Source organism: Priestia sp. YIM B13552 (assembly GCF_042787775.1).
GTDB lineage: Bacteria > Bacillota > Bacilli > Bacillales > Bacillaceae_H > Priestia > Priestia megaterium_E.
In genome coordinates, this window is record NZ_JBHZOU010000002.1 from 239,835 (window position 1) to 255,414 (window position 15,580).

The 15,580-nt window shown below is 39.3% G+C and carries 18 protein-coding genes and 1 other annotated feature; of the genes, 5 read left to right on the forward strand and 13 right to left on the reverse strand.

Annotated features, from left to right (window positions below; all coding sequences use genetic code 11):
• Nucleotides 1–361: 361 nt before the first annotated feature.
• The 5 genes from ACFX40_RS07300 to ACFX40_RS07320 form a co-directional block, all read right to left on the reverse strand.
• Nucleotides 362–715 carry a cupin domain-containing protein gene (locus tag ACFX40_RS07300; protein WP_377254715.1) on the reverse strand — a complete coding sequence of 118 codons (354 nt, stop codon included), beginning with the start codon at nucleotides 713–715 and terminating at the stop codon, nucleotides 362–364.
• 52 nt (nucleotides 716–767) lie between these two features.
• Nucleotides 768–1,667 (reverse strand): DMT family transporter, encoded by a 900-nt coding sequence (locus ACFX40_RS07305; protein WP_060747147.1) that lies wholly within the window; start codon nucleotides 1,665–1,667, stop codon nucleotides 768–770.
• A gap of 151 nt (nucleotides 1,668–1,818) precedes the next feature.
• Complete coding sequence (locus ACFX40_RS07310) at nucleotides 1,819–2,946, reverse strand: NADH-dependent flavin oxidoreductase (RefSeq protein ID WP_253351755.1); 1,128 nt, start codon at nucleotides 2,944–2,946, stop codon at nucleotides 1,819–1,821.
• Nucleotides 2,947–3,141: 195 nt separating this feature from the next.
• On the reverse strand, nucleotides 3,142–3,327 hold the full coding sequence (locus ACFX40_RS07315) for a Fur-regulated basic protein FbpA (protein ID WP_057234040.1): 186 nt from the start codon (nucleotides 3,325–3,327) through the stop codon (nucleotides 3,142–3,144).
• Nucleotides 3,328–3,436: 109 nt separating this feature from the next.
• Nucleotides 3,437–4,321, reverse strand: coding sequence for a DUF4405 domain-containing protein (locus ACFX40_RS07320; protein ID WP_377254718.1), 885 nt, complete (start codon nucleotides 4,319–4,321; stop codon nucleotides 3,437–3,439).
• 237 nt (nucleotides 4,322–4,558) lie between these two features.
• Nucleotides 4,559–4,790, forward strand: a binding site (T-box leader).
• 67 nt (nucleotides 4,791–4,857) lie between these two features.
• On the opposite strand from ACFX40_RS07320, the gene ACFX40_RS07325 reads away from it, so the two are divergent.
• Nucleotides 4,858–6,228, forward strand: a complete 1,371-nt coding sequence (locus tag ACFX40_RS07325; RefSeq protein ID WP_116514596.1) for an amino acid permease — start codon at nucleotides 4,858–4,860, stop codon at nucleotides 6,226–6,228.
• Between the two features lie 42 nt (nucleotides 6,229–6,270).
• Here the strand turns inward: ACFX40_RS07325 and ACFX40_RS07330 are convergent, their stop codons facing one another.
• From ACFX40_RS07330 to ACFX40_RS07345, 4 genes are all read right to left on the reverse strand, one after another.
• Nucleotides 6,271–7,497: a DUF819 family protein gene (locus ACFX40_RS07330; protein WP_377254722.1), complete on the reverse strand. Its 1,227-nt coding sequence runs from the start codon at nucleotides 7,495–7,497 to the stop codon at nucleotides 6,271–6,273.
• Between the two features lie 426 nt (nucleotides 7,498–7,923).
• Nucleotides 7,924–8,490: a TetR/AcrR family transcriptional regulator gene (locus tag ACFX40_RS07335; RefSeq protein ID WP_098331967.1), complete on the reverse strand. Its 567-nt coding sequence runs from the start codon at nucleotides 8,488–8,490 to the stop codon at nucleotides 7,924–7,926.
• A 121-nt stretch (nucleotides 8,491–8,611) separates the two neighbouring features.
• Complete coding sequence (locus ACFX40_RS07340; protein WP_377254725.1) at nucleotides 8,612–9,250, reverse strand: hypothetical protein; 639 nt, start codon at nucleotides 9,248–9,250, stop codon at nucleotides 8,612–8,614.
• On the reverse strand, nucleotides 9,247–10,146 hold the full coding sequence (locus ACFX40_RS07345; protein WP_377254728.1) for a LysR family transcriptional regulator: 900 nt from the start codon (nucleotides 10,144–10,146) through the stop codon (nucleotides 9,247–9,249). Before ACFX40_RS07345 ends, ACFX40_RS07340 begins: the two co-directional genes overlap by 4 nt.
• Before the next feature lie 155 nt (nucleotides 10,147–10,301).
• Here ACFX40_RS07345 and ACFX40_RS07350 point away from each other — a divergent pair, with 155 nt between their 5' ends.
• Nucleotides 10,302–11,051: a sulfite exporter TauE/SafE family protein gene (locus ACFX40_RS07350; RefSeq protein WP_014458620.1), complete on the forward strand. Its 750-nt coding sequence runs from the start codon at nucleotides 10,302–10,304 to the stop codon at nucleotides 11,049–11,051.
• A 21-nt stretch (nucleotides 11,052–11,072) separates the two neighbouring features.
• On the opposite strand, the gene ACFX40_RS07355 is transcribed toward ACFX40_RS07350, so the two are convergent.
• Both ACFX40_RS07355 and ACFX40_RS07360 read right to left on the reverse strand, forming a co-directional pair.
• A complete protein-coding gene (locus ACFX40_RS07355; protein WP_028410956.1) occupies nucleotides 11,073–11,567 on the reverse strand; it encodes a GNAT family N-acetyltransferase in 495 nt (164 codons plus the stop codon).
• 67 nt (nucleotides 11,568–11,634) lie between these two features.
• The gene (locus ACFX40_RS07360) at nucleotides 11,635–12,276 is read right to left on the reverse strand and encodes an NAD(P)-dependent oxidoreductase (protein WP_377254732.1); all 642 of its coding nucleotides are present in this window, start codon (nucleotides 12,274–12,276) and stop codon (nucleotides 11,635–11,637) included.
• A gap of 155 nt (nucleotides 12,277–12,431) precedes the next feature.
• On the opposite strand from ACFX40_RS07360, the gene ACFX40_RS07365 reads away from it, so the two are divergent.
• Nucleotides 12,432–12,575, forward strand: a complete 144-nt coding sequence (locus ACFX40_RS07365; RefSeq protein WP_176526448.1) for a hypothetical protein — start codon at nucleotides 12,432–12,434, stop codon at nucleotides 12,573–12,575.
• An 88-nt stretch (nucleotides 12,576–12,663) separates the two neighbouring features.
• Here the strand turns inward: ACFX40_RS07365 and ACFX40_RS07370 are convergent, their stop codons facing one another.
• Nucleotides 12,664–13,326, reverse strand: a complete 663-nt coding sequence (locus ACFX40_RS07370; protein ID WP_028410954.1) for an MgtC/SapB family protein — start codon at nucleotides 13,324–13,326, stop codon at nucleotides 12,664–12,666.
• Between the two features lie 104 nt (nucleotides 13,327–13,430).
• Here ACFX40_RS07370 and ACFX40_RS07375 point away from each other — a divergent pair, with 104 nt between their 5' ends.
• Nucleotides 13,431–14,240, forward strand: a complete 810-nt coding sequence (locus ACFX40_RS07375) for a class I SAM-dependent methyltransferase (RefSeq protein WP_028410953.1) — start codon at nucleotides 13,431–13,433, stop codon at nucleotides 14,238–14,240.
• A gap of 43 nt (nucleotides 14,241–14,283) precedes the next feature.
• Nucleotides 14,284–15,003 carry a poly-gamma-glutamate hydrolase family protein gene (locus tag ACFX40_RS07380; RefSeq protein ID WP_272801124.1) on the forward strand — a complete coding sequence of 240 codons (720 nt, stop codon included), beginning with the start codon at nucleotides 14,284–14,286 and terminating at the stop codon, nucleotides 15,001–15,003.
• A 60-nt stretch (nucleotides 15,004–15,063) separates the two neighbouring features.
• Here the strand turns inward: ACFX40_RS07380 and ACFX40_RS07385 are convergent, their stop codons facing one another.
• Complete coding sequence (locus tag ACFX40_RS07385) at nucleotides 15,064–15,573, reverse strand: hypothetical protein (protein ID WP_098579868.1); 510 nt, start codon at nucleotides 15,571–15,573, stop codon at nucleotides 15,064–15,066.
• Nucleotides 15,574–15,580 lie beyond the last annotated feature (7 nt).

The following is a 15,580-nucleotide window of genomic DNA, read 5'->3' on the forward strand; positions in this document are numbered from 1 at the left end:
ACCTCAGGAAAGTCCCCTACATTAAATCGTAACGGTTACGTCCTGCAAAAGATTACCTGAAAATGATTCAATTTGTCAAACAATATCATCTTCATCTCTTTTTTTAGTCATCTACAAAATTTACATTTCAACTTGTAATCTCTTATTTTTTATCGTGATGTTAATATTACACAATTGTTAATTTGTAAATTTTGTTCTCCCTATATTGCATACATATTAATTTACCACATTTCTGCTCTGCAATAAAAGTATTTTTATTTTATTAGGCATAATATTTCACATACTGAATGAAAAGGTACTATTGTACTGGACGTTATTCTTCGCTTGCTGTTAGGACTAGTAAAAATAGACTGATCTATGCTTAGTCTTTATCTTCATCAACAGCTATGCGGTCTCCGTGTGCAAAGGGCTGTGAAATAACTAGAAACTCAATCTCTTCGTTCGAACGATTCATCATTTGATGAAGAATGAACGGAAGCACTTCTATTCCTTCATGTGCTTTTACATCATAAATAATTCCGTCTACTTCTAGAGCAGCTGTTCCTTTTAGCACAAAGAAAAATTGCTGTGCTCTCGTGTGATAATGCCTTACCTCTTTCGTATGAGGAGGCATGCGCTCATGAATAATACTTACGTCTTTATTTTTCACTAGGTGCCACCCATCGCATTTTCCTCCCCACACGTAGTGTTCTGCGTTTTGCTTACTGACTTTCATGACTAGCTCCCCTTTTTCTAATAAATGAAGACCTGCAGTTGAAATAGAAATTCTATGTGATTTTTTTAATCTTGCTATTGGAAATACTTTTTTTAGATGAAGGTTTTGGCTTCAAAGTAAAAAGCATTCCTAAAAAGATCAAAACAATGCCTGCCAGCTGAAAAAGCGTCGGGCGAAATCCCGTGAATGCTGTATCTAATAAAATAGCAACGGCTGGATCTAAAAACACTAGAACCGAAATCACCTGAGTTTTTAAATAGCGCAGGCTGTCGAAAAACAAATAATACACTAAACCAGTATGTACAAAGCCCGTTACCAAAATAGCTGTCCAATTGGCCGCTGTTAAGAAATGAAAATCACTAAAATGAACAAACGGCAATAATAGAAAAATCCCTACAAAAGTCTGAATAAATGTAACAGCGTAAGCACTCGTATGAATAATTCCTTTGCCAAGCAGCGTTGTGCATGCATAAAACAAAGCGGCTAAAAGCGCCCACAGTATTCCTGAAGACATGAAGCCATCAATCGTAAGTTCCTTCACCCCAATAATCAGAAGTGTTCCCACAAAACAAGTGAAAATAGACATAACGCCAAGAACTGTTAATTTCTCCTTAAAGATAAAGCTTCCCAGAAGCAATACTAAGACGGGTGCAAGATGATAAATAGAAATAGCTACCGTAACGGACATCATTTCAAATGCTTTAAATAGAAACACCCAGTTAAACACAAGGAATATGCCGCACAGTAAAATCTGCTTTATTTCTTTGGCATTCCATTTCTCTCTTTTATATTCACCGGTTACAAACCAGCACATTCCGAGAAAAAGCGTTGCACAAATACAGCGAACAAATACTAAATCAAAAGAAGGAAGTCCAGTTTGTGTGGAGAAAAAGCCAATTGAACCAAAAATACTCATTGAAACCATCATTTTTACCATTGGGCCTGCTTTCATTTTTCCACCTCACTTTCAGAAAACTATTACTATTCAAACATAAAGAAGTCTATTTGTAAATTAATGGTTCATAAGCTCTGTTCCATGAATAAGCAAAAAGCGCAAAGACACGGGGTCAGTCCCATCGTCTTTGCGCTTTTCTGTCTTTCTTTTAATCTTCAACCGGAAACCAGCCTGGTGTGTTAATAACGGCTTGCCACAGCGGGTCAGGAATCACAAGCTTTTCCTGATCTTTTTTGCTTAATGTTGTCACAATTTCATTTTCACGGCCTTCTTTGACTTTTTGAACCCAGTCTGGATCCATAATTAATTCACGGCCAATCGCAAGCAGTGGAATGCCGGTTTCAAGAGCTGCTGCTGCTTCGTCTGCTGTATGAATAGAACCTACGCCCATCACAGGTACGCGGCTTCCTACGCGCTCTTGAATAATCTCAATACGTGAACGAGTATCTTCCACGCCTCGGCGAGGTTTTGACCAGAATTCCATTAGCGATACGTGAAGGTAATCAAGGTCTTTTTCTGCTAGTGCATCAACTAACTTCAACGTATCAGCCATTGTAATTCCAGGCGTTTCAGGCTCTTCTGGCGAGAAGCGATAGCCTACTAAAAATGGCTCTTTTGCATGTTTAGAAACGGCTTGCTTTACTTCGTCTACGATTGCTAGCGGGAATGTTAATCGTTTTTCTACGCTGCCACCCCATTTATCTTCGCGGCGATTAGAATGCGGAGAAAAGAACTGCTGAATTAAATAGTTATTTGCTCCGTGGATTTCAACTCCGTCAAATCCTGCTTCAATAGCACGGCGCGTCATCTCACCAAAATCATGAATAATGCCGTCGATTTCTTCATTTGTTAACTCTCGAGGCACCGGTGCTCCTTCTTGTTCTGCAGCAACAGCACTTGCGCTAACAACCTCTCCATTTGGAACAAGCTCAGGCGGACACATGCGGCCTCCGTGAAAAATTTGAAGAACTGCTTTTGCTCCTTGATCTTTAATGGCTGTTGCTAAACGGCGCAGGCTAGGAATCATTTCATCGCTGTCTGCAGCAAACTCTCCGTGAAATCCTTTGCCGTTCGGCGTTCCGTATGTACATGCTGTAATGACCATGCTAACACCGTTTGAACGTCGTACATAGTAGTCTACTTCTGCATTTGATACTGTTCCATCTTCATTTGATGAAAAATTTGTCATAGGCGCAAGAATAACGCGGTTATCTAATTTGATGCCATTTGAAAAAGTAAACGGCTGTAAAAGCGGCTCATACTTTTTATTTGTCATTTTGTTTCCCTCCAAAAATGATACGGTCAAAAATATTGGCATATTATAGGTAGAAACTGTTTTTCCTTCTTATAATATGTGTCATTTAAAACTGTAACTTTAAAATATACTGTGATTTTAATCTGTACAGTTTCGCCTGTCAAAGAATAAGACTTTCTCATATAAAAAAGCACTCATATACTGAGTGCTTTTTTATCATTGCGAAAGAGGTCCCTGATTATACATGAATGCTTTTACTTTTACATATTGAGCTTCTAACTCTTGAAGTGTCAGTTCGTATAGGTGCCGATTTCCTTTTTTATAAATACCAAAATTCAATAGCGCATTAATAAACCAATTTTTCTTATGTTCCGTTTCAGGCTGTGTGTGTTGTTTCACCATTTCCACCACCTAAGTTTATCTCATTTTAATTTTGCAAAGCATTCGCTTTTACATAAATGATTTTACTTCTGTACGATGAAAAAACAGTGAAATAGAGAGTTTTTTTATTTTAAATTCCTGCAGCCGGACCCGCCATTTTTTTGCGTCTTTTTACTCCTGTTAATATTTTTTCAATATAATAAATAACAATAATAAAAACCGACATAATAGCAAAATAAGTACCGATTACAATAAAAGGATTCGGACTTTCAAAACCGCCTTCTTTTCCTTTCATCCCTCTTTCAAAACCTTGGCCATCATGATCAAAGTTCGGGCGTTTGTGACCAGCAGATGCCGTCGCAGGAGATTTGTTTTCGCTAAATGAATGGCGATCAAAATCCGGCTTCCCACTGCCTTTTTGCGGTATATCTGAGGAACTTAAATCCAGCACTCTCACTACTCCTCCAAGCTTTCCAAGAAAACTCGTCTCATTTATTTCGTATATGCCAACGACTAACAGGGCAACGGTTGCAAGCTTAGCAGCTATGCTCAAGCTTTTCTTTGTTTTTTTGAATTTCGTCATATTTTTGCATACATTTATAACCCATTGCCAATGAAGGCCTATGTGAGCAGCTACTAAAATTAACACTAAAAACGATACCGAAATATGCGAAACCTTAAACCATTGTTCATTGCCAACATTAATATTCGGAAATACTACTCTTGAAATAAAAATACCGCTAATCATAATAAATGACATCGTAATCAACAGCATGATGTTTAAAAAGTAACCGAACTTTGTTCTGCGCGGAAGCTTGCGGTCAAATAATTTAACCGTAACTTTCTTTACCCACTGCCAGTTTAGCAGCACGTGGGTAAAAAACGCGACGGCAATCGCTAGCCCCGCAATTTCATGAAACGTTAACCCTCCCAATACTTGTTTGTTAAAAAATAAAACAAACGTAACGGCCATTAAAAGATCCAGTCCGAATCGGACGTACATCATCTTTTTCACTCTATTCATTCTCCTCAGCTATGTATTTGTCAAAACAACCTCTTTTTCATATTTCTTAATGTAAGCAGAGTTGGTGAAAATTAGGTGAAACGACTGGTTTTTTTACCAAAATAACCAGTCCTGAGTTCTATAAAAAACAAAGTTCCATCATTTTATTTTTTAGAAAATAGCTGTTGACAAAGAAAAAAGAAGCACGTATAGTAATGGTTATTCATCAAGAACTTTCAGATTTTAATCAAAAACACAGCGATTGGGAGTAGTAGAAGCTTATTATTCGGTCAAGAGAGCTACGGGTTGGTGTAACGTAGTCCAATAATACTTTGAACTCGCCCAGGAGTGGTAATTCAGAAAGAATGCAGAAGTATTCTCTAAGTTTTAACGTCTAACCTTCGTTATCAGGTTTTAAGCAGGGTTCTTTAAGAGCCAACAAGAGTGGTACCGCGGTTAGCTAAAGCTTATCGTCTCTTCTCTCATTTGATAATGAGGTAGGAGACGATAAGCTTTTTTTATTTTATAAAAAAGTGGAGGGAAAAGTCATGAAGAAGGACAACCAAGGTTTGCAGCGAACAATGACTTCACGTCACATTATGATGATGGCGCTAGGTGGAGCAATTGGCGCTGGTTTATTTAAAGGAAGCAGCTCAGCTATTGATATGGCAGGACCATCAGTTATCATTGCTTATTTAATTGGCGGAATTATTTTACTATTCATTATGCAAGGTCTTGCTGAAATGGCGGTTCGAAACAGTGACGCACGAACGTTTCGTGATTTAGTTCAGTCGATTTTAGGAAGCTACCCCGCTTATTTTTTAGACTGGATTTACTGGAAAATGTGGGTGTTAAACATTGCAGCTGAAGCTGTTGTAGCAGCTATTTTTATTCAGTACTGGCTTCCTGATTATCCAATTTGGATGCTTGCTTTAGGCGTATCCGTTATTGTCACAGTTATTAACTTGCTTTCGGTCAAAGCATTTGCTGAAACGGAATACTGGCTAGCATTAATTAAAATTACGGTCATTGTAATCTTTATCATCGCTGGACTTCTGTTACTATTTGTATCATTTGGTCACCATACCGCAGCGGGCTTTTCAAACTTGAGCGATCACGGCGGTTTCTTCCCTAAAGGACCAACTGGGTTAATTACAGCGATGCTAGTTGTCATCTACTCTTACGGTGGAACTGAAATCATCGGGGTAACGCTAGCTGAAACAAAAAACCCTGAAAAAGTAGTACCAAAAGCCGTGCGCAGCACATTAACGCGCATCATTGCTTTTTATCTGTTCCCATTTTTTATCATCGTGAGCTTGATTCCTTGGAATGAAGTGAACGGCGTTTCTCAAAGCCCTTTTGTAATGGTATTTAAAATGATTGGAATTCCCGGAGCAGATCATATTATGAATGCCGTGATCTTGTTAGCCGTTATTTCTTCAATGAACTCAGGACTTTACGGTTCATCACGTATTTTGTATACGCAAGCAGTAGACGGTCGAGTGCCGAAGGTATTTTCGAAACTTTCTGTTAACAAAGTTCCTGTCTATGCAATCTTAATGTGTACATCATCCCTTTATGTGGGCGTGTTGATTTCCTTATTTGCAGGAAGTAAAACATTTGATTATTTGATGGGCTCCTTAGGATATACCGTGTTGTTTATTTGGTTGATTATTGCGATCGCACACTTAAAGTCCCGCAAAGTTCAGCCAGAAGCATCGAGCAGCTACTCTGTTAAATGGTTTCCTTATACGACGTGGGCTGCCCTAATTGCACTAAGCGCTATTTTAATTGGTGTTATCTGTACAACCTCCGTTGTTATTACGACTATTACACTAGCTATCTATTTATTTATTACAGCTACGTATATCTTTAAAGGCCGCTTTTATCGATCATCAGCAGTCAAGCACGCTAAATAAAAAAACGCCCTCCCTGAATCGTCAGAGGGGGCGTTCTTTTGTTTAAAATGTTAAGTACCAATAGCCAAGTGCAAAACCGATATAGTTACCAATAATATACCCAAGCGTTCCTACTACCAAGATAGGACCAACCAAACTTCCCCATCCTTTAGCAATCGCCATTGCACTTGCTGTCGTAGGCCCTCCTACCGTTGCATTGCTCGCTAGTAAAATATGTTCTAAATCAATTTTAAATACTTTTCCTAGAATAAGTCCCACTATTAAATTACTCATTCCCACAATGAGCACAAATAGAATCAAAAGAGGTGCTTTTTCAACAATTAATGGAATAGACGCCGGTACTCCAATGACAACAAAGAAAATATAAATGAAGTACGTGCCGATTTCTTGGCTTCCGCTAATGTTTTTAAAATAAGAAGGAAACAGATAAATGACAAGAAACGTAAGTGTGGAAAGCAATAAGTATTTTTCGCTCAAAATAGTATGTAATAATGTTTGAACTACCGAAACATTTGGACCGGTTGGAATGATTGTTCCAAACCATTCGGCTAATTTAAACGATGTAACCACTAGAAAAAATGATGTACCAATTGAAGCCGCAACGTCTTTTAACGAAATTTCTTTTTTTGCCCAATATTTTTCTGCAAGCGTATGACGATCATTTTCTCCATATTGCCCAGCCTCTACTTCTTGAATATGAGGCGTCTTAAAATGTTTTCTAAAAAACTTCATAGAAGGAACGAACATATACACGGCAAACAGTAAAGCCATGACCATATTATCAGCAACTACCGTCGCCGAAACCATTTGACTTGATGGTTCAAATTTAGCCGTAACGGTAGCAAAGTTAACCCCTCCGCCTACATAAGAAGCGCCGATAGCTGCTGCAATTTTTGCTAGTTCCGGAATATAATCTTTTAATAACAAGAAGCCTGCCGTGCTCCCTATAACCGTTCCTACTGCACAGATTAAGAAAATAAAAAGCAGTTTCCGGCTTTCTTGAAATAATTCTTTCATATTGACTTGAAATAACAATAATGGAATGGCAAGCGGTACTAGATACGCCCAAACCGCATCATAAACCGGAGACTCTGTTGGAATGATTTTTAAATTTGATAGGATAAGCGCTCCTGCTAGCGCAATAATAGCTCCTGACAGAAAAGAAGCCCACTTATACTTTTGTTCGAGAAAAATACTAACAGAAGCCCAAATCGCTAGAATTCCCCATAGTGCCCACGTATCATCAGCTTGAATAATAGTAAAAATCACAAGCTACTCCTTTCTTTCTCTTTGCAAGAAATAGAATTTCCAGAAAATATATTTTAAATTTTATCAATATATGCCAAATTCCGTCAATCTATAAAAAAGAGTCGAGGACAAAGTAGTCTAGTTAAAGTGAAACACGAACTATCTATCACAAAGGATGAATAGTTCGTGTTTTTTATGATTATGGTGAACGTAGGTTTTATGTAGGTAGCTACTTCTAGCTGTTGATTGGAGGACAAGGCGAAGACTCCTGTGGGAAAAACGGTACAGATGAGACGCCGCAATAGCACAAGCGACGACGAGGCTCAGCGGCCTCCCGCCGAAAGCAAAGCCTTGCACGGAAATCAACAGCAGGGTCACAAGCAGTCCAGCTCATGTATCCCGATTGTTAGTCTTTAGATTCATTTTGTGATGTCCCAGCCTCACTTTTTATTTACGAACAAGAACTGGAACCTGCTGCTGAATCTGCTGCAAAGGAGCGCTTGTTTTCTCTGTTAACGAACGCAAGATTCCTCCTTCGATCATGCAGTTAATCACAACTGCAAGCTCTCCTGCCTGCTTTTCTTGAAATCCGCTCTCTATCATTTTTTCTCTAAAAAGTTTTTCCCAATCTTGAAACGCTGCGTAGCAGACTTCGCGCAGCGGTTCATTAATAAGCGCCGTTTCTCCAGCCAGCAGTCCAACAGGCATACCAGCAATACTTTCTTCGTGTTCAAACTGCTTGGACAATTCTTCAATAAAATACTGAATAGCCTGGGCTGCGTCAGAAGATTTATTTAAACTTTCTTTAATTTGGATTTGGACGTATTTATTCGTATATTGAACAGCGTGAATCGCCAGTTCTTCTTTCCCTTTTGGAAAATAATAATAAAGAGACCCTTTTGGCGACCCACTCTCTTTAATAATTTGATTTAATCCTGTTGCATGATAGCCTTGCAGCTGAAAAAGCCGCGATGCTGTTTCTAAAATCTTATCGCGTGCATTTGCTTTTTTCACAAAACGATGCCTCCCCTATATAATAAGTGGTTTCTATAACACTACTTATCATATAAGGAAATGAAATTTTTGTCAAAATAAAGTGAATATTTTACCATTTATTTTTTCTTTTTTTCGTTTCTTATGACCTAATAATTGTTTTTCTTACTTCTTCCGCTAACGGTTGAAGAGGCGTAATAATACGGTCGCTTACCTCCTCCGCCGCTTCTACCATCGAGAGCTGCGCTACTGAAACAACAGTGTTATGCTCTTTTACTAGCTCATGTAAGACATGTTTTACCTTCTGTTTATACTTCTCTAGGTTCCCAGTCATTACTAGTTCAAAAGCACCTTCTATCACAACAGGACGAACCTTTATCTTTACATTTTGATAAAATGCAAATTCGTCTAGGCGCTTCATTGTTCCTTCTACGGTCTCCGGATTTGTAAACACGATAAGCTGCGGTTCTTCTATTTCACATATTCGGCGAAAATAAGGCTCATCGATTTTAATAATTGGAATATCGCTTGTAAATGCTTCTGGTAAAAGAGCAATGTAGTTCGTACACGTAAGTAAAATGGCATCCGCTGAACATTCTTCCATCCACTTTAACTGCTTCTCTACTTTTGCAGCTGCTGACTCCGCTGCAAACTTAGGGTCGATTGTTACCCGATGTACAAGTCCAGGGTCTACGAAATGCATACAGTTCGCAAACGGCAGCGCTTTTTCTATATAAGAGATGTTCGAATGATGAGCGTGCAGGCAAGCAATTTTCTTCATCGTTTTCCTCCTGTATGATGGTCTTTGAAATACTGAATTAAAAATTCCTGGAACTTTTTCGCAACAGGAGTTAAATATTTATCCTTGTTCCACGCAATCCCAATTACTCTTGAAGCTGTGTCTTCTTTGAGCTTTATTTTTTTAATGCCTCGTAAGTCCACTCCCTTTATTTCAGGAAGCAAGGCAACTCCTAAATGAGCCGCTACAAAACCAATCACCGTCAAAAATTCTTCTCCTTCAAACGTAATATTTGGGACAATCTCCGCTTCTTCAAACAGCTGATCAAAAATTGTTCGACTTCCGTATCCTTTTTTTAACGCGATAAACGATTCATGAGCCAACTCTGAAATCGAAAGCACTTGCCTTGAGGCAAAAGAATGCGTATCAGGGACATACGCGTACAGCTCGTCTTTCCATAAATATTCCCACTGAATTCCTGCCCTAGATTCCGTTACAGAAGACATACAAAAATCAATTTCACCCGTTTGAAGCTGATCAAGCATGATGTTCGTGGCGTTCTCAAAAATTTGAAATTGAACGTTCGGATACTCTTGTAAAAAAGCATGAACTAGTTTTGGGACGGACGAAGCGCCTAATGATTTTAAAAAAGCAAACGAAATACTGCCGCGGTGAGGATGAATCAAATCTGAAAGCTCACGTTTAGCTTCTTCCATTTCGTTTAATACTTTAACCGTTCGTTCATAAAAAAGCCGTCCATATCGATTTAAAATAACTTGCCTTCCTTTTCGTTCAAATAGCGGCACGCCAAGCTCTGATTCTAATTTAGAAATTGAGCGGCTGAGCGTAGGCTGTGCGATTGATAATTTTTCCGCTGCCTTTGTGAAATGTTCCGTTTGAGCTACAATATTAAAATATTCGAGCTGCTGCCATTCCATTTTTTCACATCCTTTACTTATTACATAATACTATCAATTTCATATAAATTATACATTGGACGTCATAAAAAATTCATGTTTAAATGAAGAACGTAGCACTTGCTAAAAATGTTATGTGTCTGCGTAGAATAAGTGTTGAAAGAAGGAATTAGTTTATGGATGTTTCAATTGTTTTAACAATGTTAGCCGTCGGACTAATCTTAGGATTTGTCGGAGCAGGCGGATCAGGTTTTATTATTTCGATTTTAACGCTGCTGTACGGCGTATCTGTACACGTTGCACTCGCAACGGCTCTTACCGCAATGATTTTCTCTTCTTTATCTGGCGCAGTCAGTCATTACCGCGAAGGTAACGTATCTTTAAAATCCGGTATCTCTGTTGGTATCCTCGGTGCATTAGGCGCTTGGATTGGGTCTAACCTTTCATCCTTTATCCCAGAAGGCGAGCTAAAATGGCTAACAGCCGGTATGCTTTTATTATCTGGTGTTTTACTTTGGCTGCGTATGTTTTTATTTTCCCGTCAGCAAAAAGAACGTACGATTCCAACAGGAGCTAAATTTGTCGTCTACTCTTTACTAATTGGCTTAATCACGGGCGCTCTATCAGGAATGTTTGGAATTGGATCAACTCCATTTATCCAGCTTGGCCTTATGATGGTGTTAGGCTTGTCTATTCGTCAGTCAGCCGGAACGACAATGCTCGTTATTATTCCGATTGCCATCGGCGGAGGAATGGGCTATTATCAGCAGGGCTTTTTAGATATTCCACTGTTGATCCAAGTAGTAGTCGGCACAATGGTCGGTTCATATATTGGAGCAAAATTCACAAATCGCGTCCCTGCTCCCGTATTAAAAACGTCCCTTGTAGCACTGCCTATTTGCTCTAGCTTCCTACTTGTTATATAAGAAAAAAGCTTGAACTCTTGTTCAAGCTTTTTTTATGTCCATCTCATAAACAAACTGCTTTCCTTGGCTTCCAAAAATATGCCCGCCTGTGTCGATAAAGCCGCTTCTTTTGTACAGTTGCTGCGCGGCCGTGTTTTTATAGTTCACGCCTAGCACCACTTCATTTTTAGTCGGAAAGTGCTGGTTGATAAAAGAAAGAAGAAGTTTCAATGACTTTTTGCCAACTCCCTTTCCTTGATAATCAGGATGAATGGAATACGACCGTATTAAAAGCGCGCCGGAGCTTTTAGTATATTCTTTAACAGCTTTCCCTGCGTCGAGCACGAAAAAGCCGGCTAGTTTGTTTTCTGCCAAAATCAAAACAGGCGTTCTGTCCTTTTCCCGCTCACACTTAGCTAAGGCTTCAGCGGGAAGTGCCGTATAAATGAGCTGCGCTTCAGGCAGCGTATAGCTATGTATAGATGACTCGTAGGCTTCACTATAAAACGCTAGTTCTACGTTTACTTTATTATCCATTCTATACCTTACTCCTTTTCCCATAGTATAACATGCACAAAAAAAGCCGCATAAAGCGGCTTTTCCTTTATCTAGCGTCGGATACAACGGTAAAGCGTTCGTTTACATGCTGTCCTCGCTCAATTTCATCAATGACAGCAATGGCATAATCAGCATAGCTGACATGGCTGTTTCCTTCTGAGTTTAAAATAACATGATCTTTCCCAGTTTTATAAGCATCCGTTCGTTTTCCTGAAGGATTAAAAAATGCTGCTGGGCTAATAAACGTCCAATTAATATCGCTTGTACTTTCTAAATCTTTTAAATTTTGAGCTTGATTGTCAGCTGTCGCTTTATACTCTTTTGGAAAATCAGGCGTATCTGCTAGACGCGTCGTTTTCTCTTCATCGACAAACAAACTGCCTGCTCCTCCTACAACAAGAAGACGAACGTCCGGAGCTTGTTTAAATACACGAATTAACGACTGTCCCGCTTCTACATGCAGATGTTCTTTTCCTTCAGGAGCTCCAAACGCATTCACTACTGCATCCAAGCCTTCGATATCTTTTGCCGTGATATCAAAGATGTCTTTTTCCAGTGTACGAACATCTCGTTCGTCTACTTTGCTCGCATCACGTACGATTGCCGTTACATCATGGCCGCGATTTAAAGCTTCTTTCACGATAAAACTTCCTGCTTTTCCTGTAGCACCTACGACTCCAATTTTCATTTTATAACCTCCAGTAAAATTCTCTATATTTAGGTAATAGCCTTTTTTTGCTATGCTAAAACACTGCGAAACGATTTAAGCAAGATAGAGAACGAATAAAGAGGCTGAAACGAAAGTTTTTTAGCTGAAGAAAGATCCAAACGTAGGTTTCATATATGGAGGTACTTCTAGCGGTTGATTGGAGGTCCTGCGGGAAAAGCAGAATAAGTGAGACCCCGCAGGAGCGCAAGCGACGAGGAGGCTCACCGGCCGCCCGCGGAAAGCGAAGCCTTGCACGGAAATCAGCCGTGGTGTACTAAACGATCATACTGGCCCCTTTATCCATTTGTTCGATTTTAGATTAATTTAGTTATGTCTTAATCTCTTTGACAAAAAATAAATAAGTGCTTATTCAATTTCAATAAATAACACGTGAGCCATAGAGTGAATGGATTTAATCAATTCTACTTTATTCCCTTTCTTTTTTGCCTTTCCTTTTATTTCAACAAAATAAAGCAGTTCACCTTGATGATGATCCTGGTGAATTTCATAGGATGAAATCATAATATTTCCCCTTTCAATCTTATCAAGGAGCTCATAAATATCCTCTTGATTCGCTGCACGAAACTTAATTAAAAGGGAATGAGTAGAAAGAGATGTAAACATTACGTTCAATATTTCTAATCCAATCAGCACCAATATAGTTGCGCTAATGCCGACTGTATACATACCCGCCCCAATGGTTAAACCAATTCCCGACGTTGCCCATACGCCTGCGGCTGTTGTGAGCCCTCTAACATGCTGCTTTTGAATAATAATCATACCTGCTCCTAAAAAACCAATACCGCTTACTACTTGTGCGGCAACTCGGCTCGGATCAAGAGCCATATGATCTTGATGAAGCACATCTGAAAAGCCGTATTTCGAAATTAACATAATGAGCGTACTACCGACAGCAACTAAAAAATGAGTGCGAAAACCCGCTTCTTTTGCTCTAAACTCTCTTTCTAAACCAACCAAAGCTCCTAACAAACCTGATAGCGCGAGACGACTAATAAAAGCTGCGGTCATTTCCCCCCTCCTTTCTCTTCACTTTTTTATAAATGGACCTATTAAATATTTCTATTTTTGTTATAATTTACTCTAACTAATTTTTGAAGTGGAGGCTAATTAAAGTGGATAAAGTTATCGATTATTACAGCAGGTTTGATGAGTGGGGAAGATTAGAACGGGAGCCTATTGAGTTTCAAGTAAACTGGCATTTTATAAAAAAACACCTTCCTCCCAGCGGACATATCTTAGATAACGGTGCTGGACCTGGAAGATATGCCTTAAAACTAGCAGAAAACGGCTACGAAGTAACTCTAACTGATTTGACGCCTCATTTAGTTCAAACAGCTAAGGAAAAGGCTTTAGAACGGCAAGTATACAATGCATTTCGTGATTTTCACGTGGCAGATGCTCGGAACCTTCAATGTTGCCTGGATGACCAATTTCATGCGGCACTAATGCTTGGACCAATGTATCATTTGCAGAAGAAACAAGATCGCATTCAAGCTGTCCGAGAGCTGTATCGAGTCACAAAGCCAGGCGGAACTGTCTTTATTTCGTTTATGCCGCGCGTCCAGCACGTCATTTCTTCTTTAACATCCCCGGAGCGTTTAAAACCAAACAACACGGCAAAAGCGCTTCATGATTTTTATGAATCAGGCTGCTTTAATCATGCCGAAGAAGGCCGGTTTACTCACGCTTATTATGCTAATATTGAGGATATTATTCCTTTTTTAAAGAAGCATGGATTTCAATGCATTGAGCTGATTGCCTCTAACGTTGCTTCGTCCGTTAATTCTGAGGAATGGACTTACTGGAAAGAAAAGTCTCCTGAAGAAATGGACAGCATCGTTCAACTGCTTATCCAACAAGCATCAAGTTCTTATCACCTTGGACTTTCTTCTCATTTACTCTATATCGGACGGAAATACTAATAATCACCTCTACCTATCATAGGATAAATAGAGGTGATTATTGATGAACCGTTTATTCAAATGGAGTACGAGCACTTTGCTATGTTTGATGTACTGCTTTTTGATTCCCCTTCCCTCTTATGCAAGCGGTGACTCTTACTCTTCCTATGCAGAACTGCAACAGCACGAGATTCTCCATCAAGACTACGATATTCGCTACGAACAGCGCTTTAGCTACCTATCCATTATGGCCATTCACGGCGGAGGAATTGAACCGGGCACATCAGAAGTTGCCAAAGAACTTGCTGATCGCTTTTCCGCTTCTTATTATTTATTTGAAGGCATCAAGTCCACTAACAACGGAGTTCTACACATAACCTCAGAAAATTTTGATGAACCGATTGCTAGAGGAATGGCTCAGCAAAGTATGTCCGTGATGACGATTCACGGATACAGCGGCAGCCAGCCTATCGTATACATAGGCGGAAAAAATCAGCTTTATAAAGAGCTGGTGAATCAATCGCTGCGCAAACACGGCTTTACCGTCCGTGACGCCCCTTCTGAGATAGCCGGAACAAGCGAGCAAAATATTGTGAATGATAATTTGCTAAAAGCCGGCGTACAGCTTGAACTCACAGCAGAACTAAGGAAATCATTTTTCGCAAATCATGACTGGTCCAGAAACAACCGTATGAATGTCACGCCGCTTTTTTATACATTTGTATCTTCCTTACAAGAAGCCTCTTCTTCCTATCAAACTTTCCTTTACTTTCAAGTTCACTAACTTGTCAACTCTTTCCTGTTCCTTGATTTCTAGACAAAAAAGCCAGCGCAGTCTGTATAATCAAACGCGCTGGTTCTTATCTATTTCTCTTGCTAAAATAGACCGTTTAAATCTTTTCTGCTCAAAAAACTCCTTGATTTCACTTGGACTTTGATAAGAAAGCCTAATCACATAGTAGTTAATATATTCAAGCCAAGCAAACGCGTAAAGGCCCAGAAAAAAAGCAAGCCCGTTAATCCCTAACTGCACACAGTGATACACGAGTACACCTAAACCTAACGCAAGAAGAATTTTATTCATTTTTTTAAAAAGCAGAAACAGCTGAATGTAGCTAGAGGGCAAATGAGAATCTTCTTTTCGCCTCACTCGCTTCCATTTCATAAACCAGTATAAGCTTCCTTGAAACAAGATAAACTCAAGTATGATAAAAGCATACACACTAGAAAATGTTGTTAAGTAAAAACTTAGATGAGAAAACTCATTTAAGTACCCTACCCACAGCGCAGCAAACACTAAAGCTGCCGTAAGCTCTCCTGTCCATAAACCAAATAATTTTCGCTTTACTTTCATAAAAACC